The sequence below is a fragment of the Candidatus Sodalis endolongispinus genome, from assembly GCF_018777395.1.
GTDB lineage: Bacteria > Pseudomonadota > Gammaproteobacteria > Enterobacterales > Enterobacteriaceae > Sodalis_B > Sodalis_B endolongispinus.
This window is the reverse complement of record NZ_JAFJYC010000001.1, coordinates 1,408,656-1,432,955: the sequence shown is the minus strand read 5'-3', so window position 1 is coordinate 1,432,955 and position 24,300 is coordinate 1,408,656. Positions and strand designations below refer to the sequence as shown.

16 protein-coding genes and 4 pseudogenes are annotated in these 24,300 nt (G+C 57.4%); 12 read left to right on the top strand and 8 right to left on the bottom strand.

Translation table 11 applies throughout. The annotated features are described in order from the left end of the window. The first annotated feature begins 149 nt into the window (after positions 1 to 149). The gene (typA, locus tag JZM24_RS06975) at positions 150 to 1,961 is read left to right on the top strand and encodes a translational GTPase TypA (protein WP_215669144.1); all 1,812 of its coding nucleotides are present in this window, start codon (positions 150 to 152) and stop codon (positions 1,959 to 1,961) included. A 70-nt stretch (positions 1,962 to 2,031) separates the two neighbouring features. Here typA and deoR read toward each other — a convergent pair whose 3' ends face one another. Then, positions 2,032 to 2,799 (bottom strand): DNA-binding transcriptional repressor DeoR, encoded by a 768-nt coding sequence (gene deoR, locus JZM24_RS06970; RefSeq protein WP_215669143.1) that lies wholly within the window; start codon positions 2,797 to 2,799, stop codon positions 2,032 to 2,034. Positions 2,800 to 3,455: 656 nt separating this feature from the next. On the opposite strand from deoR, the pseudogene fucP reads away from it, so the two are divergent. The 5 genes and pseudogenes from fucP (at position 3,456) to fabY (ending at position 7,981) form a co-directional block, all read left to right on the top strand. Continuing rightward, positions 3,456 to 4,786 (top strand): annotated as a pseudogene (gene fucP, locus JZM24_RS06965) (L-fucose:H+ symporter permease). 307 nt (positions 4,787 to 5,093) lie between these two features. Further along, positions 5,094 to 5,671: pseudogene (yihX, locus tag JZM24_RS06960) on the top strand (glucose-1-phosphatase). Between the two features lie 55 nt (positions 5,672 to 5,726). Further along, a pseudogene (locus tag JZM24_RS06955) lies at positions 5,727 to 6,630 on the top strand (virulence factor BrkB family protein). Beyond that, entirely contained in the window at positions 6,578 to 7,015 is a 438-nt protein-coding gene (gene dtd / locus JZM24_RS06950) for a D-aminoacyl-tRNA deacylase (protein WP_215669142.1), read from the top strand. The pseudogene JZM24_RS06955 and the gene dtd overlap by 53 nt, the downstream one beginning before the upstream one ends. A gap of 36 nt (positions 7,016 to 7,051) precedes the next feature. Continuing rightward, positions 7,052 to 7,981 carry a bifunctional GNAT family N-acetyltransferase/hotdog fold thioesterase gene (gene fabY, locus JZM24_RS06945; RefSeq protein ID WP_215669141.1) on the top strand — a complete coding sequence of 310 codons (930 nt, stop codon included), beginning with the start codon at positions 7,052 to 7,054 and terminating at the stop codon, positions 7,979 to 7,981. Positions 7,982 to 8,109: 128 nt separating this feature from the next. On the opposite strand, the pseudogene JZM24_RS06940 reads toward fabY, so the two are convergent. The 7 genes and pseudogenes from JZM24_RS06940 to JZM24_RS06910 all read right to left on the bottom strand — a co-directional run bounded on the left by JZM24_RS06940 (position 8,110) and on the right by JZM24_RS06910 (position 17,690). Then, a pseudogene (locus tag JZM24_RS06940) lies at positions 8,110 to 9,802 on the bottom strand (AsmA family protein). A gap of 138 nt (positions 9,803 to 9,940) precedes the next feature. Further along, the gene (locus tag JZM24_RS06935) at positions 9,941 to 11,269 is read right to left on the bottom strand and encodes a uracil-xanthine permease family protein (RefSeq protein WP_215670039.1); all 1,329 of its coding nucleotides are present in this window, start codon (positions 11,267 to 11,269) and stop codon (positions 9,941 to 9,943) included. Between the two features lie 219 nt (positions 11,270 to 11,488). Beyond that, on the bottom strand, positions 11,489 to 13,573 hold the full coding sequence (gene recG / locus JZM24_RS06930) for an ATP-dependent DNA helicase RecG (protein ID WP_215669140.1): 2,085 nt from the start codon (positions 13,571 to 13,573) through the stop codon (positions 11,489 to 11,491). A 229-nt stretch (positions 13,574 to 13,802) separates the two neighbouring features. Continuing rightward, a complete protein-coding gene (gene spoT, locus JZM24_RS06925) occupies positions 13,803 to 15,908 on the bottom strand; it encodes a bifunctional GTP diphosphokinase/guanosine-3',5'-bis pyrophosphate 3'-pyrophosphohydrolase (RefSeq protein WP_215669139.1) in 2,106 nt (701 codons plus the stop codon). Positions 15,909 to 15,928: 20 nt separating this feature from the next. Next, complete coding sequence (rpoZ, locus tag JZM24_RS06920) at positions 15,929 to 16,204, bottom strand: DNA-directed RNA polymerase subunit omega (protein ID WP_215669138.1); 276 nt, start codon at positions 16,202 to 16,204, stop codon at positions 15,929 to 15,931. 54 nt (positions 16,205 to 16,258) lie between these two features. Further along, positions 16,259 to 16,882, bottom strand: coding sequence for a guanylate kinase (gene gmk / locus JZM24_RS06915; RefSeq protein ID WP_215670038.1), 624 nt, complete (start codon positions 16,880 to 16,882; stop codon positions 16,259 to 16,261). A 382-nt stretch (positions 16,883 to 17,264) separates the two neighbouring features. Beyond that, complete coding sequence (locus tag JZM24_RS06910) at positions 17,265 to 17,690, bottom strand: MarR family winged helix-turn-helix transcriptional regulator (RefSeq protein ID WP_215669137.1); 426 nt, start codon at positions 17,688 to 17,690, stop codon at positions 17,265 to 17,267. Between the two features lie 1,518 nt (positions 17,691 to 19,208). Here JZM24_RS06910 and JZM24_RS06905 point away from each other — a divergent pair. The 6 genes from JZM24_RS06905 to JZM24_RS06880 all read left to right on the top strand — a co-directional run bounded on the left by JZM24_RS06905 (position 19,209) and on the right by JZM24_RS06880 (position 24,259). Beyond that, on the top strand, positions 19,209 to 19,625 hold the full coding sequence (locus JZM24_RS06905) for a VOC family protein (protein ID WP_215669136.1): 417 nt from the start codon (positions 19,209 to 19,211) through the stop codon (positions 19,623 to 19,625). Positions 19,626 to 20,064: 439 nt separating this feature from the next. Further along, entirely contained in the window at positions 20,065 to 20,958 is an 894-nt protein-coding gene (locus JZM24_RS06900; protein WP_215669135.1) for an ABC transporter permease, read from the top strand. Positions 20,959 to 21,056: 98 nt separating this feature from the next. Next, positions 21,057 to 21,908: an ABC transporter permease gene (locus JZM24_RS06895; RefSeq protein ID WP_215669134.1), complete on the top strand. Its 852-nt coding sequence runs from the start codon at positions 21,057 to 21,059 to the stop codon at positions 21,906 to 21,908. Further along, positions 21,905 to 22,873, top strand: coding sequence for an ABC transporter ATP-binding protein (locus tag JZM24_RS06890; RefSeq protein ID WP_215669133.1), 969 nt, complete (start codon positions 21,905 to 21,907; stop codon positions 22,871 to 22,873). Before JZM24_RS06895 ends, JZM24_RS06890 begins: the two co-directional genes overlap by 4 nt. Then, entirely contained in the window at positions 22,866 to 23,882 is a 1,017-nt protein-coding gene (locus JZM24_RS06885; protein WP_215669132.1) for an oligopeptide/dipeptide ABC transporter ATP-binding protein, read from the top strand. Before JZM24_RS06890 ends, JZM24_RS06885 begins: the two co-directional genes overlap by 8 nt. Continuing rightward, complete coding sequence (locus JZM24_RS06880; protein ID WP_215670183.1) at positions 23,879 to 24,259, top strand: hypothetical protein; 381 nt, start codon at positions 23,879 to 23,881, stop codon at positions 24,257 to 24,259. Before JZM24_RS06885 ends, JZM24_RS06880 begins: the two co-directional genes overlap by 4 nt. The last annotated feature ends 41 nt before the right edge of the window (positions 24,260 to 24,300 follow it).

Genomic DNA, 24,300 nt, shown 5'->3' with positions numbered 1-24,300 from the left:
CAGAGGGAGCGGCGGAAGGGAATATTGCACCGGGAGAGGGATGCGGCGGCGTGCAAAAAGACGCAATCGCCAAGAACGACGGATATTGTTTAGTCCCTCGCCTAATCCGTGTACAATAACGCGCTATTTCTAATGCCTGAGGCAAAGTTGTGATCGAAAATCTGCGTAACATCGCCATCATCGCGCACGTAGACCATGGTAAAACTACCTTGGTTGACAAATTGTTGCAACAATCCGGCACGCTGGGTGACCGTAATGATGGAACCGAACGCGTGATGGACTCCAACGATTTGGAGAAAGAGCGTGGGATTACCATCCTCGCTAAAAATACCGCCATCAACTGGCAGGACTACCGCATCAACATCGTCGACACCCCCGGACACGCCGATTTCGGCGGCGAAGTTGAGCGCGTGATGTCGATGGTTGACTCGGTATTGCTGCTGGTCGATGCCATGGGTGGTCCGATGCCCCAGACCCGTTTCGTGACGCAGAAAGCGTTCGCTTATGGTCTGAAACCTATCGTGGTCATCAATAAAGTTGACCGCCCCGGCGCGCGTCCCGACTGGGTGGTGGATCAGGTCTTCGATCTGTTCGTCAATCTGGGCGCCACCGACGAGCAGCTTGATTTTCCGATCGTTTACGCATCAGCGCTGATGGGCATTGCCGGTCTGGAACATGAAGACATGGCCGACGATATGACGCCGCTGTTTGAATCCATCGTGAAAAATGTCGAGGCGCCGAGCGTCGACGTCGACGGCCCGTTCCAGATGCAAATTTCCCAGCTGGACTATAACAGCTATGTCGGCGTTATCGGCGTCGGGCGCATCAAGCGCGGCTCGGTAAAACCGAACCAGAATGTGACCGTAGTGGACAGCGAAGGCAAACGTCGCAACGGCAAAGTGGGCCAGGTCCTGGTCCATATGGGCCTGCAGCGTATCGAGTCCAAACTGGCCGAAGCCGGCGATATTATCGCGATAACCGGGTTGGGCGAGCTGAATATTTCCGACACCATTTGCGATCAGGCTCAGGTAGAAGCGTTGCCGCCGTTGACGGTCGACGAACCGACCGTCTCCATGTCGTTCGGCGTCAACACCTCGCCGTTCTGCGGTAAAGAAGGGAAATACGTCACTTCGCGCCAGATCCTGGAACGTCTTAACAAAGAACTGGTACACAACGTGGCGTTGCGGGTGGAAGAGACCGAAGATCCGGATACCTTCCGCGTTTCCGGCCGCGGCGAGCTGCACTTGTCAGTGCTTATCGAGAACATGCGCCGTGAAGGGTTCGAGATCGCCGTTTCCCGGCAAAAAGTGATTTTCCGTACCATCGATGGCGCCAAACAGGAACCTTTTGAATCGGTCACGCTGGATATCGAGGAGCAGCATCAGGGGCCGGTTATGGAAGCCATGGGCATCCGTAAAGGCGAGATGCGCGACATGCTGCCGGACGGCAAAGGCCGCATCCGACTGGATTACGTGATCCCGATCCGGGGCTTAATCGGTTTCCGTACCGATTTTCTGACCATGACCTCGGGTACCGGTCTTTTGTACTCTACCTTCAGTCACTACGACGATATGCGTCCCGGTGAAATCGGCCAGCGCCAGAACGGCGTGTTGATCTCCAACGGTCAGGGTAAAGCGGTGGCTTATGCCCTGTACAGCCTGCAGGACCGCGGACGCCTGTTCCTGGGTCACGGCGCGGAAGTTTACGAAGGTCAGATTATCGGTATCCACACCCGCTCCAACGATCTGACGGTGAACTGCCTGACCGGCAAGAAGCTGACCAACATGCGCGCGTCCGGTACCGACGAAGCGACGACGCTGGTGCCGGCGATCAAGATGTCTTTGGAGCAGGCGCTGGAATTCATCGATGATGATGAATTGGTGGAAGTGACGCCGCAATCCATCCGTTTTCGTAAGCGTTACCTGACCGAAAACGAACGTAAGCGCGCCAATCGCTCGTAACGGTTGCCGCCCGCCGCGACGCCGTGCTACTGGAGGGAGGTTGCCGCCTTTGCCTGAAAGCGTTTCCCCGTTATATCCCGTCGTAGCGCAGCGTGATTGCCTGCTGTCGGCAGTAATCGACAAATTTTTGTGCCGGCCGTCTGTCGGTTATCAAGGTGGCAAAGGCGGTCAGCGGACCGATACGGGCCGGGCGGACGCAGTCGAATTTACCGTGATCAATCACCAGAATGGCGTGTTGCGCCATGGCGAGCGCGCGCTGTTTCAACGCCAATTCATCAAAATGGAAGCAAGTGGCGCCGCTTTGCAGGCAGAGGCCCGCTGCGGAAAAAAACGATTTGGTCGGGCAGATATCATCAAGCAGTGAGTCGGGCGTCAGCGGGGTAAAAGTGGCATTGCCGGGATGGTACCGTCCGCCGCACAATATGGCATTGCAGCGCGGTTTCTCCCGTAGCGCTAGAAAGGTGTTCAGCGAATAGCAGACGGCGGTAAACGCCAAATCGTCATCGATGGCATCAATGATAAACGGGGTGCCGCAATCGAAAAACAGTGTTTCGTCCGGTTCAATCAGCGCTGCCGCCAGCCGGCCGGTCTGCGCTTTTTCGTCAACGTGACGCGGCTGCTGATCCGAAACGAAATAGCGCGTCACTGCATTGTTGCGCGGCGCAGTGACGACATAACCGCCCAGCAGCACCACCGACGCTGTTTCTGCGCTCAAATCCCGGCGGCCGGTCATCTCGGAAACGCCAAGCAGCGCGGCGGCGTCTTTCAAATGCAGTTTGTCCGTTCGTTTCAGTGCCTGCCTCAGTCTGTTAATCCGTTCTTCGCGCCGCATTTCCATGGGACTATCCCGCTGTTGCCTGAAAGAAGGAGACCGGAGCCCGCCAGTGCGAGCAGAGTCGCGTTTGACCCCTCGCACGCCCTTAGGCCAGTACGCGCCGGGTAGGCCATGCGGGGGATATTACCCGCAATGACACGACCACGCAAACCGCCCCCGCTCACTATCCACCTGATTCGCAGACCATTTGCCTCCCATGCCGGGGTATGAAGGACGGGGATGACCCGGCAGGCTTTGGTCTGTCGATAAAGGGGAGCGTCAATGTTTATAACATAACATTATTACGCGTTAATAAGTGATTTACCGGCATATATCTCCTTAATAGGCGTTAGGTGTAAATCTAATTACATTTACCATTGGTTAATGTTGGCTAAATGACACTAGGAAAGTTAACTCATGAAGAGGATAGGGATATGGATATTACGGCCATCGGCGTCTTACGTTTCACTCCGCGCCACGGCAACGGCGGGATGCCTCGGTACCCTCAACGTCGGTATCTCGCCGACGTTACCCCGGCCGGCGGCATTGTCGTGCATCATCTACGCGTTCCGGTAACAATACGGGTCATAAGCCTGCCTGCCTTTGCCGTCACACTCCCAGCGGCTAGACATATCGCCGTGACGGGCGACGCTGCCGCCACGCCTGTTGAGGGTTAACCGATGCCTCAGCCAAGCGTACAATTAGCCGACGGTTATCTGAAAAAAACCCCGGTATTCCAGTTTATCCTGCTGTCATGCCTGTTTCCGCTCTGGGGCTGCGCCGCCAGTCTTAATGACATTCTGATTACCCAATTCAAAAGCGTCTTCGCGCTGAGCGATTTCGCCAGCGCGCTGGTTCAAAGCGCCTTTTACGGCGGTTACTTTTTGATTGCCATCCCGGCGTCGCTGGTGATCCGCGCCAGCAGCTACAAGCTCGCTATTATTCTCGGTCTGACGCTGTACATCATCGGTTGCGCGCTTTTTTATCCCGCAGCGCGGATGGCGACCTATACCATGTTTTTGGCGGCGATATTCGCCATCGCCATCGGACTCAGCTTTCTTGAAACCGCCGCCAATACCTACAGCGCGATGATAGGCCATCGCGATTACGCTACCCTGCGTCTGAATATAAGCCAGACTTTCTACCCGATCGGGGCGCTCATGGGCATCGTGCTGGGGAAATACCTGGTATTCGACGAGGGCGGCAGTCTGGAAAGCCGCATGGCATTAATGACGGCCGAGCAGATACACGCGTTTCGGCTGTCGATGCTGGAAAATACGCTTGAGCCCTATAAATATCTGATTATGGTGCTGATGGGCGTGCTTATATTGTTTGTGCTGACCCGATTCCCTCACTGTAAACCCCAGGCCGTACAGCGCCGCACGTCGCCGGGTATGGGCGAGACACTGCGCTATCTGGCGGGTAACCGCCGGTTTCGTCGTGGCGTGATGGCGCAGTTTCTCTATGTGGGGTTGCAGGTGGCGGTATGGTCGTTCACCATTCGTTTGGCGCTGACGTTGGGCGCCGCGAATGAGCGCCATGCCTCCAATTTCATGATTTACAGTTTTATTGGTTTTTTATCGGCAAATTCATCGCCAATTGCCTGATGACCCGCTGCAACGTGCAGAAAGTGCTGATCGCCTATTCGGTCATCGGTGTCGCGATGCTGGCGTATGTGATGCTGGTGACGGATTTCAGCGCCGTTTATGCGGCCGTCGGCGTCAGCGAGCTGTTCGGCCCCTGTTGGGCCACAAATTACACCGGTACGCTTAAAACGGTGGATAATCAGTATACTGAAGTGGCGGGAGCGGTGATTGTGATGTCCATCGTGGGCGCGGCGATCGTCCCGGCGCTGCAGGGTTATGTCTCCGATTCCTTGGGCTCCATGCAGCGGTCTTTCGGCGTGTCGCTGCTGTGCTTTGCGCTTGTCGGCTATTATTTCTGGGGGGAGCTGCGTCATCAGGGGCGGCGGCGCACCACGCTTTCCGCCGCCGCGCAGAGCAAATTCTAACCGATGCCCCCGGATTGACGCCGGCGCCATGCGCTGGCCGACCGCCTCGGCCCGGGCAAGGGCTTGCGCTGGCGCCATTCGGCAGCGCTTGAGCCGACCCGGCCCGGTCAGGGGTCACCAGGTTTTTCGGCCCCAGCCAGTGGTTCCATTGCATGGCGGCGGGAAGAATCGCCTCTTCGGGCGTCCCGCCGGCTCGCTGGTGGCCCCGGTGGGACCTATTTTTCCCCTCCGAGTGGCCGCAATCGCGCTGTTCAGTCAGGCCGTTTCCCGCTACAGTGAAGATCTCACGAAGAATTCCGGAGGGACCATGCTATATATCTTTGATCTGGGGAATGTTGTCATTGATATCGACTTTAACCGCGTACTGGGGGTCTGGAGCAACTTCATCCGTGTCCCGCTGGCCACCCTGCAAAAAGAGTTCGTCATGGGTGAGGCTTTTGAACAGCATGAGCGCGGCGATATCACCGATGAAACCTTCGCTGCTAAAATTTGCGGCGAACTGGGTATTGCACTTAGCTTTGAGCAATTCACCGCCGGCTGGCAGGCGTTGTTCGTCGGGCTGCGGCCAGAGATGGTGGCGATTTTGACCCGATTGCGCGAACAGGGCCATCGGGTGGTGATCCTCTCCAATACCAACCGCTTGCATTGCGAATACTGGCCGAGCTAGTATCCAGAGGTGCAAAAATGTGTGAATAAACTTTATCTGTCGCAGGATCTGGGCATGCGTAAGCCAGACCCGGCCATTTATCGCTATGTGCTGGCGCAGGAAGGGACGACGGCCGACGGTGCGGGATAATGCCGATAATTATCGCTTCGGCGCGCCAAGTGGGTATCCGCAGCGTGCATGTGACGGACCGGGAGGTCGTGCCGGCATTTTTTGCTTGACGGCAGGAAAACGTGGACGTTCTGCGCTGAGGCGATCACCGCAAAGAGGGTGTCGATGACGGGTCTTCGGCTGCATAAGCTCTTGCCGGTGCTGCACTTTATCCGGCACTTGGGCAAGCGGGTTTATCGTGATGATATTACGGTACTGGCAGGTCATCTGGCGTATGTGTCGCTGCTGTCGCTCGTGCCGCTGGTGACGGTCATTTTTGCGCTGTTTGCCGCCTTTCCGGTGTTTTCCGACGTCAGTGTGTCGAGCTGCGCCATTTTATTTTCACCAATTTCATGCCGGCGACCGGCGACGTTATCCAGCGCTATCTGGAACAGTTTACCCTCAACTCGAGTCGAATGACCGCCGTGGGCACCTGTGGCCTCATCGTCACTGCGCTGCTTTTGATTTACTCGGTGGATACGGTGCTCAACAGTATCTGGCGCAGCAAAAACAAGCGGCCGATTATTTTCTCTTTCGCGGTCTATTGGATGGTGTTAACCCTGAGTCCGCTACTGGCGGGCGCCAGCATGGTGTTGAGCTCGTATCTGTTTTCGCTTACCTGGCTAAATGTCAGCGGCGCCAACGGATTATTGACGCTCTTGTTGCGCATTTTTCCGCTGCTGCTTTCCTGCGCGTCGTTCTGGCTGCTCTATAGCCTGGTGCCGACGGTGCGGGTGCCGGCGCGGGATGCGCTGGTGGCGGGATCATTGTTTGAACTGGGAAAAAATTTGGGCTGTATGTCACCCTGTTTCCGTCCTACCAGCTGATTTACGGGGTGCTGGCGGTCATTCCCATTCTGTTTCTATGGGTGTACTGGAGCTGGTGCATTGTATTATTGGGGGCGGAGATCACCGCATCGCTGAGCGAGCACAGGCTGGCTGCCGCGCATCACGCAGCCCAGACTGTAAGGGATACTGATGATAGCGTTGATACAACGGGTCAGGCAGGCCAGCGTCACCATCGACAATAAGGTGGCGGGCGCCATAGGTCCGGGGCTCCTGATTCTGCTGGGCGTAGAGCGGCAGGACGATGAACAGAACGCGGCTAAATTGTGTGAGCGGGTGCTGGCTTACCGTATATTCTGTGATGAGCAGGGCAAGATGAACCTGAATGTGCGCCAGTCGGGAGGGAGCGTACTGGTTGTATCTCAATTCACATTGGCGGCGGACACCGATCGGGGCCTGCGTCCGGGGTTTTCCCGCGGCGCGGCGCCGGCGGATGCCCGTCGGCTGTATGATGACTTTACCGACCGCTGCCGGCAAACCGGTATTCGGACCGAAACCGGTCGCTTCGGCGCCGATATGCAGGTGGCGCTGGTCAACGATGGGCCGGTAACCTTCTGGCTGCAGGTCTGAACGGCCGGACGGCATATTCAATAAAGAGAGATCGGTATGTATCACTTGCGCGTTCCAGAAACCGAACAGGAACTACAACAATACTATCAGTTCCGCTGGGAGATGCTACGCAAGCCGCTACATCAGCCGCCGGGCTCCGAACGGGACGCTTATGACGGTATGGCGCATCATCAGATGGTGGTGGATGAGCAGGGGCAGCAGGTGGCGGTGGGGCGACTTTATGTCAATGCCGATAATGAAGCCTCGATACGCTTTCTGGCGGTGCATCCGCAGGTGCAGGATAAAGGCCTCGGTACGCTGGTCGCGATGACGCTGGAGTCGGTGGCGCGCCAGGAGGGGGTCAAACGGGTGGTGTGTAGCGCCCGTGAAGATGCGGTGGCTTTTTTCGCCAAACTGGGGTTCGTCAATCAAGGCGAAATCATCACCCCTTCTACCAACCCCATCCGGCATTTTCTGATGATAAAGCCCATCGTCACTCTGGATGACATCCTGCATCGACCCGACTGGTGCAGCCAGCTGCAGCAGGCCTGGTATCAGCATATACCGCTCAGCGAGAAAATGGGCGTGCGCATCAGCCAGTATACCGGGCAGAAGTTTATGACCACCATGCCAGAGACCGGCAACCAGAATCCACACCATACGCTTTTTGCCGGCAGCCTGTTTTCGCTGGCGACCTTGACCGGCTGGGGGCTTATCTGGCTGCTGCTGCGCGAGCGCCAGCTGGGCGGTACCATCATTCTTGCCGATGCGCATATCCGCTATATCAAACCGGTGATCGGCAGGCCGGGAGCGATAGCGGATTTAGGATCGCTATCGGGCGATTTGGACAGGCTGGCGCAGGGGCGCAAAGCGCGGGTGCAGCTGTACGGCAATGATGTTAAAGCGGCCATCTTTGAAGGCATTTTTCTGGTCCTGCCGCCGTCGCTGGATGTTCCCCTGGAACGAGGCGGTTCCAATGCCGGCTGAGGCTGCGCGCGGCTTCGCGTATCCCGGCGCGACATGCTATCAACGCAGGCTATGCCCCCTCGCGCGGGCTAGCGCAAATGCTGGCTGAGGTTAAGCGCGGTGTGCGCCATCCGGCGCGAGCGACCCTGTCAGGGCTCAGGCGTCGCCACAACCTCCCCGTGACGCATGCTTTGATTGAGCATTTGCCCCGCCGTGCTCTGCGCCTGCAGCGTGCCGTTCAGCGAGGGCTTGAGCGGCTCGGCCGCCGTCATCTGTCCCCGCAATTGCAGCTTGAGATTGGCGTTGCCGGTCAGCGGCAGCGTCGGACACCCCCAATTTTGCAGCACGTTAACCGGGACCGCCCGCCCGTTGAGGTTGAGCGTAAAATCCCGCGCCGGGCGCTGGCTGACGGTTGCGGTGGCTTCCAGCAGCCCCTCGCCGGTGAAAGCGCTCAACTCGCTGATTAGAGAGCGCATCACCGGTCGCATTCAGCGTTAGCGACGGCTGGCGCACATCGGTTTTGTTAAAGGTGGCATCGCTGCCGTTCAGGGTCAGGTTGCCGGACCAGACTCCCCATTGATGGTCGCGCGCCAGCACCAGTCGCCTGCCGGTGACGTCCAGAGCGGTTATCTGGAACGGAAACGCTGGCGTAATATCAATAATCAGGTTGCGGTTGGCGCTCAGTCTGTCCACCGACACGCCCGCCAGCCAGGATGGCAGCGGCTGGAGCCAGCTTGCGCGCCAGTTCGCGGGCAACGTATATTCCAGGCCGGCTATCATCATCTCATCCAGCGCCAGCTTGCGATCCTGCCGCAGCCAGCGGCCGCTGGTGCGCAGCAACCCTCTTTCCCAGCGGCCGCTGAATTGGCGGATCTCAACGCCTTGCGGCGAAAACGTCATATTGGCGAGGGTGTCTGTCAAGTGCACGCCGCCATTGATTAAATCGCTGGCGTTGAACGAAAGCGAGCCGTCCTGCGCCGACCAGTCTCCGTTCTGGAAAGTCATGTCGCGCAGGGTTAAATCCAGATCGTTAAACGCCCAGTTGACCCCCTCCATACGCGCATCAATCAAATCGACGCGGCGCAGAGTGATTTTGGGCACCGAGAATACCTGGCGCAGGAAATCGTGCAGCGTTTTTTCCGACTGCAAACGCACATTGCTTAGCCGTAGGGTATCGACCTGCCAGCTGCCGTCTGGCGCGCGTCTGGCGGTGCCGGTAAGCTCCCCTTGATACAGATCGGCGCCGAGATTATCAAGCGTAAGCGCCTGATTATTAACCTCCCCCTGGACCAGGACATTTTGCGCCGGAACGCCGTTGAGCGTGAGCGAACGCGCGCTGAGCTGGAAGCGCGCCTGCCGGCCCAGCGGATAGCCGATCTGTGGCTGCCAGGGCGAGATGCCGGCATTGACGTTCTGGCCGTTGAGCCGCCAGTCGCCGTGCGGGGCGCTGACCGCCATGCCATTGAGCTGTAGTGTGTCAGCCTGTAGCGGCCAGGACGGCGCGGCCGGGTCTAGGTTTAGGGTTCCCTCCTGCAATTGCAGGCGATTTACGTGCCAGGGGTCGTTGAGTTGCCGCACGCCAAGCTCTGCCAACACCCTCTTGGCCACCAGCGTCGGCAACGTCCCTTTCTTGCCGACGCTGACGTTATCGAGCTGGATCTCGCTGAAATTGGTCCAACTGTGATTGATACCGCCGATAGAAACCTGATAATCGCTATGCCGAGTCAACTGTCGGCTCAACCAGCCGGCCCCCCAGGAGGTTTGCAGCAGCATATAGATAAGCACAATGAGCAATAAGAGAACGAGGATCAGAGAGATCAGCAATTTGCCTAGCAATTTCATTGCACATTCCGCAGTGGTGAAGACAGATACACTGTTTATGCCGCAATTGACCGGCTATCTCAAGTGACAAAGCAGTGCGGCAACAAAAAAAGACCGCGACGTTATCGCCGCGGTCTGAATCGTTCCCGGTCGCCATGCTTAGTTTTTTTCTGGCGGAAACAGGATGTTGAGGAAAATAGCGGTAATGCCGCCGGCGGCGATGCCGGACGAGAGCAGCGTTTTCAGCCACTGCGGCGCGTATTGCAGGATGATCGGCTGCTGAGAGACGCCGAGTCCGACCGCCAGCGACAGGGCGATAATCATGATTGCCCGGCGGTTAAGGCGCTCGCGGGAGACGATTCGTACCCCCGACGCGGCAATGGTGCCGAACATCACAATCGTCGCGCCGCCCAGAACCGGCTCGGGAATATGCTGCACCACGCCGCTGACCGCCGGGAACAGGCCGAGGGCGATAAGCATCAGCGCCACCACAAAACCGACATAGCGGCTGGCGACGCCGGTAAGCTGGATCACGCCGTTATTCTGGCCGAAACAGGAATTTGGAAAGGTATTAAACACCGCCGACAGCATGGAGTTCAAACCATTGGCCAGTACACCGCCTTTCAGGCGCTGCATGTATAAAGGACCCCGCACCGGCTGTTCCGACACGTCCGAGGTAGCGGTGATATCGCCAATGATCTCGATAGAGGTGACCATAAACACCAGCATCAGCGGAATAAGCAGATCACAATCAAAACCCAGCCCGTAGTACAGCGGCGTCGGCACCACAATTAACGGCTGTGCCGTCGCCGGCGCCGACGGCGGCAGCATTCCGGTCGCCCAGGCCAGCAGATAGCCTACCACCATGGCGATCACCAGCGAGGCGACGCGCAGATAGGGGTTGCGCTGGCGGTTCAGCAGAATAATTACCAACAACACCACGCCGGCCAGCATCAGGTTTTTCGGGGCGCCGAAGGTATGGTCGTTCAGCGCGGCAAAACCGCCGCCAATGGACGTCAGGCCCACTTGAATAAGCGAAATGCCGATAATCATCACCACGATGCCCGACACCAGGGGGGTAATGATGCGCCGTGCCAGATGCAGTACCCGCGAGAGCAGGATTTCGGTGCAGGAGGCCACCATCAAGGTACCAAACAGCGAGGCCATCATTGTCGGTACATCGGCGCCGCCGTTTTTCAGCGCCAGACCGCCCATAATCAGCGGCGTCACGAAATTAAAGCTAGTGCCTTGAATGGACAGCAGGCCAGAACCCACCGGCCCCCAGGTTTTAATTTGCAGAATGGACGCCAAGCCGGAGGCAAACAGCGACATGCTGATGATATGGCGGGTATCGTCGGCCGGCAGGCCCAGCGCCTGGCAGATCAACAGCGCCGGCGTAATAACCGCCACAAACATCGCCAGCAGATGCTGACAGGAGGCAAACAACGTTTGCGGCAGCGGCGGCCGGTCATCAAGGCGGTAAATCAGTTCGCTGGGGGCGCTGTCGGCGGGGGGCGGAAGAGGTGTTAATCACGGGCGATGTCATGGCAAGCAACGTTCCTGGGCGGCAAAGAGGGCATTTTAATCATCCTGACCGGAAAAGCAATCGATTGCACCGCCCGCGAGGCGGGTCATTGACGTTGATCAACGGTTCGCCCCAAGCGGCGCAGCAGCCGGGCTGTCGCGCCACCGCGCCCGGGGCGCTGGTCAGGCAAAGGTATAGCGTACGCGCTCCGGCATCCAGCGTTCAATCAGGGCGCGGGCCGCGTCGGGGTGATGTTGATGGATATGCCGCGCCAGGCGCTGCACTTCCGGGATCATCCCCTGATCGCGCAGCAGATCCGCCACCCGAAATTCGGCATTACCGGTTTGGCGGGTGCCCAGCAGTTCGCCGGGGCCGCGAATTTCCAGGTCCCGCTGGGCGATGACAAAGCCGTCATTGCTATCGCGCAGCACCTGCAGACGCGACTGCGCGGTTTTGCTGAGCGGCGTCTTGTACAACAATACGCAGTGTGAGGCCACCGCGCCGCGACCGACCCGCCCGCGCAGCTGATGCAGCTGCGCCAACCCGAGGCGCTCGGGATTTTCGATGATCATCAGGCTGGCGTTAGGGACATCGACGCCGACTTCGATGACCGTGGTCGCCACCAGCAGCTGAACCTCGCCCGCCTTGAATGCCTGCATGAGCTGCTGTTTTTCCAGCGCCTTCATGCGCCCATGCACCAGCCCGACGCGCAGTTCGGGCAGAGCGCTTTTCAGTTCTTGCCAGGTTGCCTCCGCCGCCTGTGCCTCCAGTACGTCCGATTCTTCTATCAGGGTACAGACCCAGTACGCCTGGCGTTGCTCCTGCAGACAGGCCTGGCGGACGCGCTGGATGATTTCGGCGCGCCGGGTATCCGGGATAGCGACCGTGGTCACCGGCGTGCGTCCCGGCGGCAATTCATCGATGACTGAGGTATCCATGTCGGCATAAGCCGTCATCGCCAACGTTCTGGGGATAGGGGTGGCGGTCATAATCAATTGATGCGGATGAAAGCCCTGCGCGCTCCCTTTTTCCCAAAGCGCCAGCCGCTGGTGAACGCCGAAACGATGCTGCTCGTCGATAATCACCAGCGCCAGGCCGGCAAAGCGCACCTGCTCCTGGAAAATGGCGTGAGTACCCACCACCATCGCTACGCGACCCTCACTGATGGCCTCCTGCTGCGCCTGACGCGCTTTCCCTTTCTGCTTGCCCGCCAGCCAGCCGACCTCAATGCCCAGCGGCGCGAACCAGTCGCGAAAGTTCTGCGCATGCTGTTCGGCCAACAGTTCGGTAGGGGCCATCAGCGCCACTTGCCGGCCATCGCTGATGGCGCTTAGCGCCGCCAGCGCCGCCACCAGCGTTTTGCCAGAGCCGACGTCTCCTTGCACCAGCCGCATCATCGGGACGTCGCGCGCCAAATCTTGAGTGATTTCCGCCACCACGCGCCGCTGGGCGCCGGTCGGCGCAAACGGCAGCGCGGCAAGAAAACGCCGGGTCAGAAGGCTATCGGCGCGCAGCGGCAGCGCGCGATCTTTTTGCACCCCGGCTCTGACCGCCAGCATGCTGAGATTATGCGCCAACAGTTCTTCCAGAATAAGCCGGCGCTGCGCCGGGTGACGGCCCAGCACCAAATCGTCCAAGGCGATCTCCGGCGGCGGGCGGTGAAGCATCCGTAATGCATCGGGCAGGCTCATTAACCCGCCGCTCAGTTCCGGCGGTAGCAGCTCGGCGACCGGGGTGATATCCAGCAGTTTCAGGGCCTGATCGACCGCGTTGCGCAGCGTTGCCTGCCGAACGCCCTCGGTGGTCGGATACACCGGCGTCAGCGCGGCGGCAAGTGTCACCTCGCTGTGCTCATTAATAACATGATATTCGGGATGGATAATCTCACCGCCATGCTGGCCGCGACGGATTTCGCCATAGGCGGTGACCCATTGGCCGGGGGAAAGGCTATTTTTCATCGCCGCATTGAAATGGAAGAAACGCAGCGTCAGTACACCGCTGTCGTCACGCAGGCGGCAGTTAAGCATGCGTTTGCGGCCAAAGCTGATGTCGCTATTCAGGACCTCTCCCTGCACCGTCACCGTCATACCGGGCAGGGCCTCGCCGATAGGATACAGTTTGGTGCGATCTTCATAGCGTGCCGGCAGATGTAACAGCAAATCCTGCAGGTTTTCCAGACCGAGCAGGGCAAACTTGCTGACAAGACTCGGGCCGACCCCTGAGAGAGTATGCAGCGGAATGGCTCTTAGCAAGCGGCCTTCGGTCATATCAGCACTCCGTGGTGTGAAAAAAAGACCCACTGTTCCGGGGAAACAATCATGTCAGACCGGAGTCTTAGCCATAGCGCGTATCTCGCGCCCCCTAAGAATACAGGTCGGGCGGGTATAATCAAGGGCGGGTGAGGCCGCCGCGTGCGGCATAAGAGGGTGGGCGTCAGCGTTGAGCTGCGGGCGCTCTGCACGACCACCGACGCGTAAAGCGTTCCGGCGGCAAGGTTTAGTTTCTGTTGCGGTTCACCCGAATGACATCCGGCATGATGCGGATTTTGCGCATGATATTCGCCAGATGGATACGATCGCGGGTTGTCAGACGAATGAACGCGCTGTACACCCGACCGTCTTTCTCTTCGGTGTTCAGGCTCTGAATATTGGAATTGGCGGCGTTTATCGACGCGGTCAAATTGGCCAACGCGCCTTGATGGTTAAACATATCTACCTTGATCTCGGCGATAAACTCCTGTTCGCTCACCATTTCCCACTCCACCGGCATGAATTTCTCCGGCTCTTTCTGATAGCCCCGGATATTGCGGCAGGATTCGTGATGTATCACCAGCCCTTTACCGGGGCTGACATGGGCGATAATCGGGTCGCCGGGGATAGGCCGGCAGCATTTGGCAAAGGTGATAAGCACGCCGTCGGCGCCTTTGATCGACAAGGTGCGCGGGCCGCTAGGCGGCGTCAGATTGGACCCATCGCCCTGCAAATTCTTGGCAATCACCACGCTCATCGCGTTACCAAGACCGATTTCCGCCAGCAAATCGTCAAGCGTTGCCAGTTTCATCCTGTCCAGCTCGCGCTGAATATTCTCCGGCGGCAGCTCGACGAGTTTGCGGCTGCCCCCCAGCGCATGATTAAGCAAGCGGCGGCCAAGGCTGACGGAGTCGTCGCGTTTGAGATTTTTCAGCATCTGGCGGATTTTGGCGCGCGCCTTGGAGCTTACGACGAAATTGAGCCAGGCGGCGTTGGGCCGCGCGCCGGGAGCGGTGATAATCTCCACGGTCTGGCCGCTGCTGAGCGACTGGGAAAGCGGGTAGGGCTGCCTGTCGACGCGGGCACCCACGCAGGCGTGGCCGATATCGGTGTGCACCGCATAGGCAAAATCCACCGGCGTGGCGCCCGCCGGCAGTTCGACGATACGCCCTTCGGGGGTAAAAACATAAATTTCGTCGGGAAAGAGATCGGATTTAACGCTCTCTATAAATTCAAACGAGCTACCGGCGCTTTGCTGAAGCTCAAGCAGGCTTTGCATCCAGCGCTGGGCGCGGATTTGCGCCGTGGTGCCGGTTTCGCCCTGCTCTTTATACGCCCAATGCGCCGCCACCCCCATCTCTGCCATTTGATCCATGTCTTCGGTACGGATCTGCACTTCCACCGGCACGCCGTGCGGACCTATCATCGAGGTATGCAGCGATTGGTAGCCGTTGGCTTTGGGGATGGCGATATAATCCTTCACCCGACCGGGGCGCGGTTTATACAGGATATGCATTTGACCCAGCACCCGATAACAGGTATCCACTTCGCTAACGATGACCCGAAACGCGTAGATGTCCATGATGGAGTGAAAACGCTGTTCTTTCAGATGCATCTTGCAATAAATGGAATAGAGATGTTTTTCCCGTCCGCTGACGCGACAAGGAATGCCTGCTTCGGTTAAACGACCTTCTATTTCGGCGAGGATTTTCTGGATCATCTCCTTGCGGTTGCCGCGCGCCGCTTTGACCACTTCTTTAATGACCCGATAGCGGTTGGGATACAGCGCCTCGAAACCCAGCTCTTCCAGCTCGGTTTTCAGGTGATGAATCCCCAGACGGTGGGCCAACGGACTGTAGATTTCCAGCGTTTCGCGTGCGATGCGGCGGCGTTTATCCGGCCGCAGGGCGCCCAGAGTACGCATATTATGGGTACGGTCAGCGAGTTTTATCAGGACGACGCGGATATCCTGCACCATCGCCATGATCATTTTACGAAAGTTTTCCGCCTGGGCTTCTTTCTTGTCGCGGAATTTAAGCTTGTCCAGCTTGGATACGCCTTCCACCAGCTCGGCGACGCTTTTGCCGAACAGCTGTTCCATGTCCTGATAAGTGGCTGGGGTATCTTCGATAACGTCATGCAGCAGCGCCGCCATCAGCGTCTCGTGATCGAGACGCATCTCGGCCAGAATGCAGGCGACCGCCACCGGATGGGTGATGTAAGGCTCACCGCTGGAACGAGTTTGCCCCTCGTGCGCATCACGAGCGACAAGATAAGCCTGCCGGAGGAGTTTTATCTGATCCTCGGGCAGATAGCGTTGAATCAGTAGATTCAGACTTTCAAACAGATACAAGGTAGGGTAGTCACCTGCTGTTAGCGGCGGCCTTCAGCGATCGCGGTCACCGCCTGAATCTCAGCGGCTTCCTGTTCTTGCTGCTCCTGGCGATCCCGTAAATCCAGGATCTGGCTGGTGATCAGGCCTTCCTCGATTTCACGCAGGGAGATAACGGTGTATTTATCGTTTTCTTCCGCAACCAGTGGATCTTTACCGCCCACCTGAATCTGACGCGCGCGACGCGCGGCGACCAGTACCAGGTCAAAACGGTTACCAATTTTCTCGACGGCGTCTTGTACAGTTACGCGTGCCATATGTGAGATACTCCACAGATGAAGAAATGACTGGGCATCATACTGAAAGTTGCGTCAGTCTGCCAACAATTTGCTGATTAATGCGTCATGGCGTAATTTCTGCCGCTCAAGGCGCAACCGTTCAGCCCGGATAATGGTTTTCAGATCAAGCAATGCGGTATTGAAGTCGTCGTTGACTATCAAATAATCATACTCCGCAAAGTGGGTCATTTCAGCTACCGCCTGGGCCATGCGCAGGGCGATCACCTCTTCACTGTCCTGACCTCGCCCGCGCATTCGCCTATCCAGTTCCTCCTTGGACGGCGGCAAAATAAAGATGCTGCGCGCGTCCGGCATTTTAGCGCGGATCTGCTGTGCGCCTTGCCAATCGATGTCGAGAAAGACATCGACACCGGTGGCCAGCACTTGCTGAATGGCTTCGCGCGAGGTGCCGTAATAATTGTCGAACACCCGGGCGTATTCCAGAAAGGCGTCTTCGGCAATCATGCGCTCAAATTCCGCCACTGGCACGAAAAAGTAATGCTGACCGTGCGCTTCTCCCGGACGTAAGGTGCGAGTGGTGTGGGAAATCGACACCTGAGTGTCATAAAGCGGCTGGGTTTTCAGCAACGCCTGAATCAGGCTGGATTTTCCTGCGCCGCTCGGGGCGGAAACGACATAAAGCGTACCTTGAATCATCATGAAATAATCAGCTGAGGTTGAAAGAACTACAGGGCGCGTCTCTATTATACACGGCATTGAAAGGTGTTTCAGCTGTCAACGTAGCGGTAGGGTTGGCGGATGGGGCAAACCATCGGGCGGGAAGGAATAAAAGAAGCACGGTTGCCGGTGAGGGCAAAAATCGTCCGTGCTTTCCCTTTTTGAACGTTTAAGATATTTATCGGCAAAAATCCACCAGTAAAAAAAACCACCTTTGAGTATTAAAAATCGCGATAACCTGTCTATTATCTGGTTGCCGGAATAGTCGTCCAACCCGTCAGTCCGGTCACGATAAATGACTACAATTATCTGGCCCTTTTTTACTGCGGATTTAAGTGCTGATATAACATCATAAGCCGAGCTATTTTTGCTGCGCTTCAAGTACATTGCAAACTTCGCTGAACTTCTCCAGTTGCATCTCGGATAACGGGGCAAACATGCGATCCAGAATGACTTTGTGGGTCTGTTCGGCGATGCGCAATTTCTCACGACCTTTCTCCGTGATATAGACATACTTCACCCGGCGGTCGGTGGGGCTTTGCTGGCGCTGCAGCATCTCCTCTTTTTCCAGTGCATCAAGCACGGTCACCACAGTACGGGATGAAAAGCCCATGTAATTCTTGATATCGGTGGCGCTGGTTTTGCCGGTGGTAATCAGGTGCAAAATCTTCATTTTCGACATCGAGAGGCCTTCGTTCACCAGCTGCCCATTCACTTCTTTTCGCAGACGGTGATAGATACGTGATAGGGACTCTACCATGACTGAAGTATCGGTTGATTTATCCATGTTCTAATCTCTATATGTTATTTATTCGCTATCAGTTATTCCCAAAGCACGTTAGATTTCCGTTAGTATTACTGATGGCTTTAATGGCATCGGGTAAATATTACACTTATACGGAATCGATGATGCTGGGAAATATTCTAAACAAGCAATGTTGTTAGCTTACGCTAACAAGAAATACATTTTTTTAACAAAATTACTGAAGTTCCCTCAACCTCCATTAAATAGGGGCATCCTGGAGACAGAAGAGTATGGGTTACTTCCAGGTTATTATTAATGCCCAATCGAGGTATGATTGGCCCCCCTGCTTCATTACTGACTGCCAGAGCAGTTTATCAAAGTTTTTTTAAATTTGAAATATGACTATAAGAAAAAGGCGCATATATTATGAAAATATAATTGCAAGCATATCTTTTTATGTTTTATTAGTGATAATACATATTAATAGCCTGATAACCTTTGCCGGAATTTACAGAGATGAAGATTTCAACCCGTTGTTGGAAAAGGATTTTTAGATGAAACGCCGTGCCGATTTCGTTGCAGTAGATCACATAAAAATCGAGATAACAAAAAATAATTGCAAATTAAAATCTCACAAAAAAGCTAAAAAAACCTTAATACGCCTTAAGTCATTTTAACCTTTCATGGTTACTTTATTGAAAGCAAACGAGATTTTGTTTTTATCTTTTTCTCTAAAAATCTAAATTAAGCAAAGATTTATGGTATTTTTATCATTAAAATCAACAAATTGTAGAATTTATAATCTATTGGCGCGGTGAGAGGCTCCGGCGGAGGCCATCGCCTCCCGCGTGCGGTGGTGAAGGCGGCAGAAATAGTCTGCAAAAATGCTTCTTTTCGAGCAATAATTAAAGCGGTCAGGGTCTACACTTGCTTATGCATATGGGATAGAAAGCGCGAAATACCGCTGGGAAAATATCCCCTCTTAATCATGCGGACGGCGTAATTCAATCGCGTTAACGACGCCGGTTTGCTTGCGTCGTTAACACAGTCGTTATAAACAAGTCCGTAGCCGCGGTGATGGCGGCCATCGTGCAGAAGGGCAATAGCCTATTATGGCGCTGTGCTATTTGCGCTAGAAATGCCTGCGAATGACAAAACAGGCGCTGGCGGCATGGTGATAATTCCCGGTGCGCGGGTGCTGAAATCGACTTTTAGGCTTTCTTCAGGCGGCCTTGAGCCGTCGGGCGCAAAGGCCAGGCAACATCGGCGCTATTTCCGTCCAGCGTTGCCCGGGCGCTATTTCCGCACAACACCGCCCGGGCGCCGTTGCCGGCAAGGTCACCCGTAAGCCGTGGTACGATGTACAGCCGTCCGTTATCGGCCGAAATTCAAACTGCGCGGCGGCGATGCCACTATTTTATCGTCGACGGTAGGCACAAAGAGGCAGAGAAAATAGTTAATCCCGCAAAGAGCCGTAATAACCTTGCCGCATGCACGGCAGGCTATGACTGATGTCGCAGGCATAGCCACAGACCTTGCTGCACTAACTATAGTTAAGGCATGAGTCGCCATGAGGAATTGACACATGTTCAGCTCGGCGTGCGGGACATGGCGCGCATGCAGCCATTTTACGACGCGGTGTTGGCCGAACTCGGCCTGGTGCGGGTGACGGAGGCCGAATCCGGCGAAGCGGGAGTGATCTGGCAACGCGCGGATCGGCGCTGGCCGCAGTTTGTGCTACGGGCGCCACTCAACGGTTTGCCCGCCACTTGTGCCAACGGCAGCCAGGTCAGCTTCGCCGCCCCTTCGCCCGATGCGGCGGCGGCGGCATGGTCGGTCGCGCTGACGCTCGGTGCAATCAATGAGGGTGAACCGGGGATTCGGCCGCAGTATGCCCCGGATTTCTATGGTGCCTACTGCCGAGATCCTGAGGGGAACAAACTCTGTTTTGTCTATGCCGAAAGGGTAAACGACTAAGCCGCGCCTGTTTTTCCATCGGCGGCTTGCCTGTTGCCGGCACGCCGTTAACCCCCTTCTGCATGTTTTGCGAGGATGAGTGCACCGCTTTGCTGTGACCGGCCAGCGACGATTTTCGGCGTAGCCGTGCGTCCCTAACCATAACCCTCCTTTCAACCCGGGATCCGAGGCAATAACTGAAGACCGTGCGTCCAGGCCTACGTCAACGTGCGCCTATATGAACTTGTCCCGAGCGTTTGGCTGCAGCATTTCATCCTTATCAGACGGCAGCGCCACGCGACATACGGCGTTCTTATATGTCGCATTTCTCACCGATCAGGTCGTAAACACGACGTTTATCGCCAAAAAAGACTGGCAAGCTCATAACCGTTTGCAACCGCATTAATGCGGTCTCGGTCCCGGCCGGCGTTTCTTCGTCGACACTATTACAGGCGCATCTATGCTCATTTATCTGCTTCGCCGGCTGCTATTGGCGGCGTCGGTTATGTTGGTGGCCGTCTCGCTACTGTTTTGCCTGGTGTTTTTAGTGCCGGGCGATCCCGCGTCGGTCGCGCTCGGCCCGCGCGCCAGTGAGGCGCAAAAGCAGGCGCTGAGCGCTACTATGGGATTGGACCAGCCCGCACCGGTACAGATTGGCCGTTTCCTTGCGCGGGTGGTGCGCGGCGATTTGGGTGAAGATGTGCTGACCCATCGCCCGGTGGGACAACTTATCGCTCGCGCCCTGCCCAACACGTTGGTACTGGCGCTGTGCGCCATCCTCTGGGCAATCGTGTTGGGTATTCCGCTAGGCTGCTGGGCGGCATTACGGCAGAACAGCTGGGCCGATCGGATTATCGGCGTGCTATCGGTCAGCGTTATCGCGCTGCCGGCGTTTGTCGTGGCGATCTATGCCCTGCTGATTTTCTCGGTGTCGCTGAAATGGTTTCCGGCGATCGGCGCTGGCCATCGCGGCGATCTGGCCTCGCAGCTGCATGCGCTGGTGCTGCCATCGCTGACGGTGGCGCTGGGCTGGATCGGCTATCTTTCCCGGCTGGTGCGGGCCTCCATGCTGGAAGTTCTGAAGGAAAACCATATCCGCACCTTCCGCGCCTTCGGTATGCCTGACCGGCTGATCGCACTGCGTTATGCGCTGCCGATCGCGGTGGTGCCGGTAGTATCAGTGTTGGGGGTCGGCATCGGCTCGCTGCTTTCCGGCGCGGTGCTGACGGAAATCGTCTTCGCCCGACCGGGGCTCGGCAAATTGGCGTTTGATTCGGTGATTTCCCGCAATTTTCCGGTGGTGATGGGCACGGTCGTGGTGACGTCTGGCCAACCTTATCGCCGATTTGATTAACACCTGTCTCGATCCGCGCGTGCGGCAGGAGTTGTCATGACTGAACTGTCGACGGCGCTTCGGCGCAGGCTGTCGCCGCCACCCCGCCGCGGATGGGCATGGCGCGGGTACTGCGTCAGGTCTGGTCGACCGGAATCGGACGCTTCGCCTTACTCTGCGTCATCGCGCTGTTATTGTGTGCGCTGTTCGCCCCCTGGCTGGCGCCGCATAATCCCATCGCTATCAAGGCCATATTGCGGTTGAAGGGGCCGAGCATGTACTATTGGCTGGGCAACGATCAACTGGGGCGCGACATTCTCTCGCGGCTGATTTACGGCACGCGCGTTGCGATGGTGGTGGCTTTTGCCGGCACGGGCGGCGCCTTGTTACTGGGTTCACTGCTCGGGCTGGTCGCCGGCTACGGGCCGCGCCAGCTCGATACGCTATTGATGCTGCTGTGCGATTCGCTGATGTCGATTCCGATGATTTTGTTTGCACTGGCGGTGGTGACGATGGCCGGCTCCAGTCTGGCCACCATTATCCTTATCATTATTACTTTCATGGTGCCGGGGTATTTCCGGGTGGTGCGCAGCCAAACCCGGGTGCTCAAGCGGATGGAGTATATCGTCGCGGCCCGGGCCATGGGCGCGTCGCCGGTCAGCGTTGTCGTCCGGCATCTCATTCCCAATTTGACCGGCACCCTGCTGGTCATGGTGGCGATGGATATTCCCGCAGTGATCGCCATCGAGTCGGGTCTTAGCTTCCTCTGCCAAGGGATCCAACCGCCGGACGCCAGCTGGGGCACGGTACTCAATGACGGCTACTCCTACATCCGCCAGGCGCCGCATATCGTTATCGCCGCCGGCATGCCAATCGTTCTCGCCACTCTGGGCTTCACCTTCCTCGGCGAGGCGCTGCGCGACGCGCTGGACCCCCGTACCGCCAACCATACCGGAGGCGATCGCGCATGACATTGCTCACTATTAATCAGCTAATCGTCAGCTACGACACTCCCCGCGGGCCGTTACAGGCGGTACGCAACATCAACCTTACGGTCAATAAGGGCGAAGTCCTGGTATTGGTGGGCGAAAGCGGTTCGGGAAAATCAACGTTGGTCAGCGCCATGCTGACCCTGCTGCCGCCCAACGACCGGGCCAGCGGTGAACTGCGCTACCGCGGCGTCGACTTGCTCACGCTGCCGGAGGATGGCCGACGCAAACTGCGCGGCAACGGTATCGCCACCGTCTCGCAGGATCCGTTTACCGCGCTTAATCCTGTGGTGACGATCGGTAGACAGCTGGTCGCTTTTCAGCATCACAAGGGCGGTACGCGTGCGGAAAAACGCCAGCGCGCCCGCCAAATGCTGGAACGCTTAGGCATTTCCGATCCCGCCGGCCGGCTTACGCAATATCCCCATGAGCTGAGCGGCGGTATTCGCCAACGTATCGCCATCGCCGCGGCGTTGCTTACCGAGCCGGAATTGCTGATAGCCGATGAGCCGACCACCGCGCTGGACGCCACGACGGAAATGCAGGTGGTGGAGGTCCTCAAGGCCAGCCGGAAACTGGTAGACGGCGCGATTATATTTGTCACCCACGATTTGCATCTGGTCAGCGCGCTGTGCGACAAGGTGGCGGTCATGTACGCCGGCGAAATTGTCGAGGCGGGGCCGATAGAGCGTCTGTTTGCCGCGCCATCGCATCCCTATACCCAGGCGCTGCTGGCCTGCGATTCGGCGCGTATCCCCGGCGTCAGCCGCGAATTGCCGTTCATCGCCGGCGCCGTTCCTCCCCCCGGCGGCGAGCGGGTCGGTTGTCCTTTTGAGCCCCGTTGCGCACCGGCCTTCGGACCGTGTCGCGGTGTGACGCCGGCCTTGACCTGTCTGGGACAAGATGATTGGACGGTACGTTGCCATAAGGTCGGTTCACATGCTTGAAATCAAAGATCTGGTGTTGCGCTACCGCACCGGTAGTCTCTTCAGCCGGCTCAAACCGGGTGCGGTGCGATCGGTGGATATATTGGCCGGCGTTAGCCTGCATGTGGCGCCGGGCAAAACGCTGGGCCTTATCGGCGAAAGCGGCAGTGGCAAAACCACCCTTGGCCGGGCGGTGATCGGCCTGACGCCGATTAGCGGCGGCATGGTACAGGTCAACGGCCGCGAGCCACGGGACGCCAGCGATTGGTCCTGGCGCGGGATCCGGCGCGACACTGGCCTTATCTTCCAAGATCCGATGGCGGCGCTCGATCCGCGCATGCGCGTGGAAAAGCTGGTGACTGAACCTTTCAGCGTCAACGGTCGCGAGATTGACCGCCGCGCGGAGGCGAGCCGACTGTTGTCGATGGTCGGGCTGCCGGCGGCGTTTATCGATCGTTACCCGCATCAACTGTCGGGAGGACAGGCGCGGAGCGTGGCGGTAGCGCGGGCGCTGGCGCTCAGACCGAAACTCATTATCATTATCGCCGACGAGCCTACCGCCGGTCTCGATTTATCGGTACAGGGCGAGTTGCTGAATTTGCTCACTTCCCTGCAGCGCGAGCTGGGCATGAGCTGTTTGATGATCACCCACAATCTGGCTATCACCCGCCATGTTACCGACGACATCGCCATCATGTATCTCGGACGCATCGTCGAAAGCGGGCCGACCGCGACTCTGTTTCGCGCGCCGGCGCATCCCTATACCGCCGCGCTGTTAAGCGCCAAAAGCAGCGACGGCGCGGCGGGGAAAGGGGCGCTGACGGGCGAGATCCCGACGCTTGCCCATCGTCCCACCGGTTGTGAATTTCATACCCGCTGCCCACGGGCGCAAGACCGCTGTCGCATCGACGCGCCGCTGCTGCGGCCGATGACCGGCGGGAAGCACGTTTCCTGTCATTTTCCTCTTCTCCGCGCGGCACACGCTTCCGCCCGGTCCGGCGCCATTATTTTTAAGGATACACATGCATGAAAGGCCTGTCGATGAACAGACGTGAGTTGCTTAAAACGCTGGCGGTATTGGCCGCTGGCGCGTCCGGATCGCTGGTGGTGGGCGGTCAGCGGCGGGTTTTCGCCGCCGATAGCCAGAACAAGGTGCTGCGGGTGCAAAATGACCTTGACATTACCAATCTCGACCCCGCTAACCGCAGCGGTTGGTATGACGAAATGGTGATGTTTGCTATTTATTCCGGGCTGTGCCAATACAAACCGGGGACCGATTGGGGCTGGCAACTGGATGCAGCACAATCGCTGGAGCAGGTCGACCCGCTTACCATCCGCTTCGCGCTGCGTCCCGGCATCCAATGGACCGGCGGGTTTGGCGAAATGACCGCCGAGGACGTGAAATAATCCTATGAACGGTTTTTAAACAAAGAGCTGGCGGCGATTTA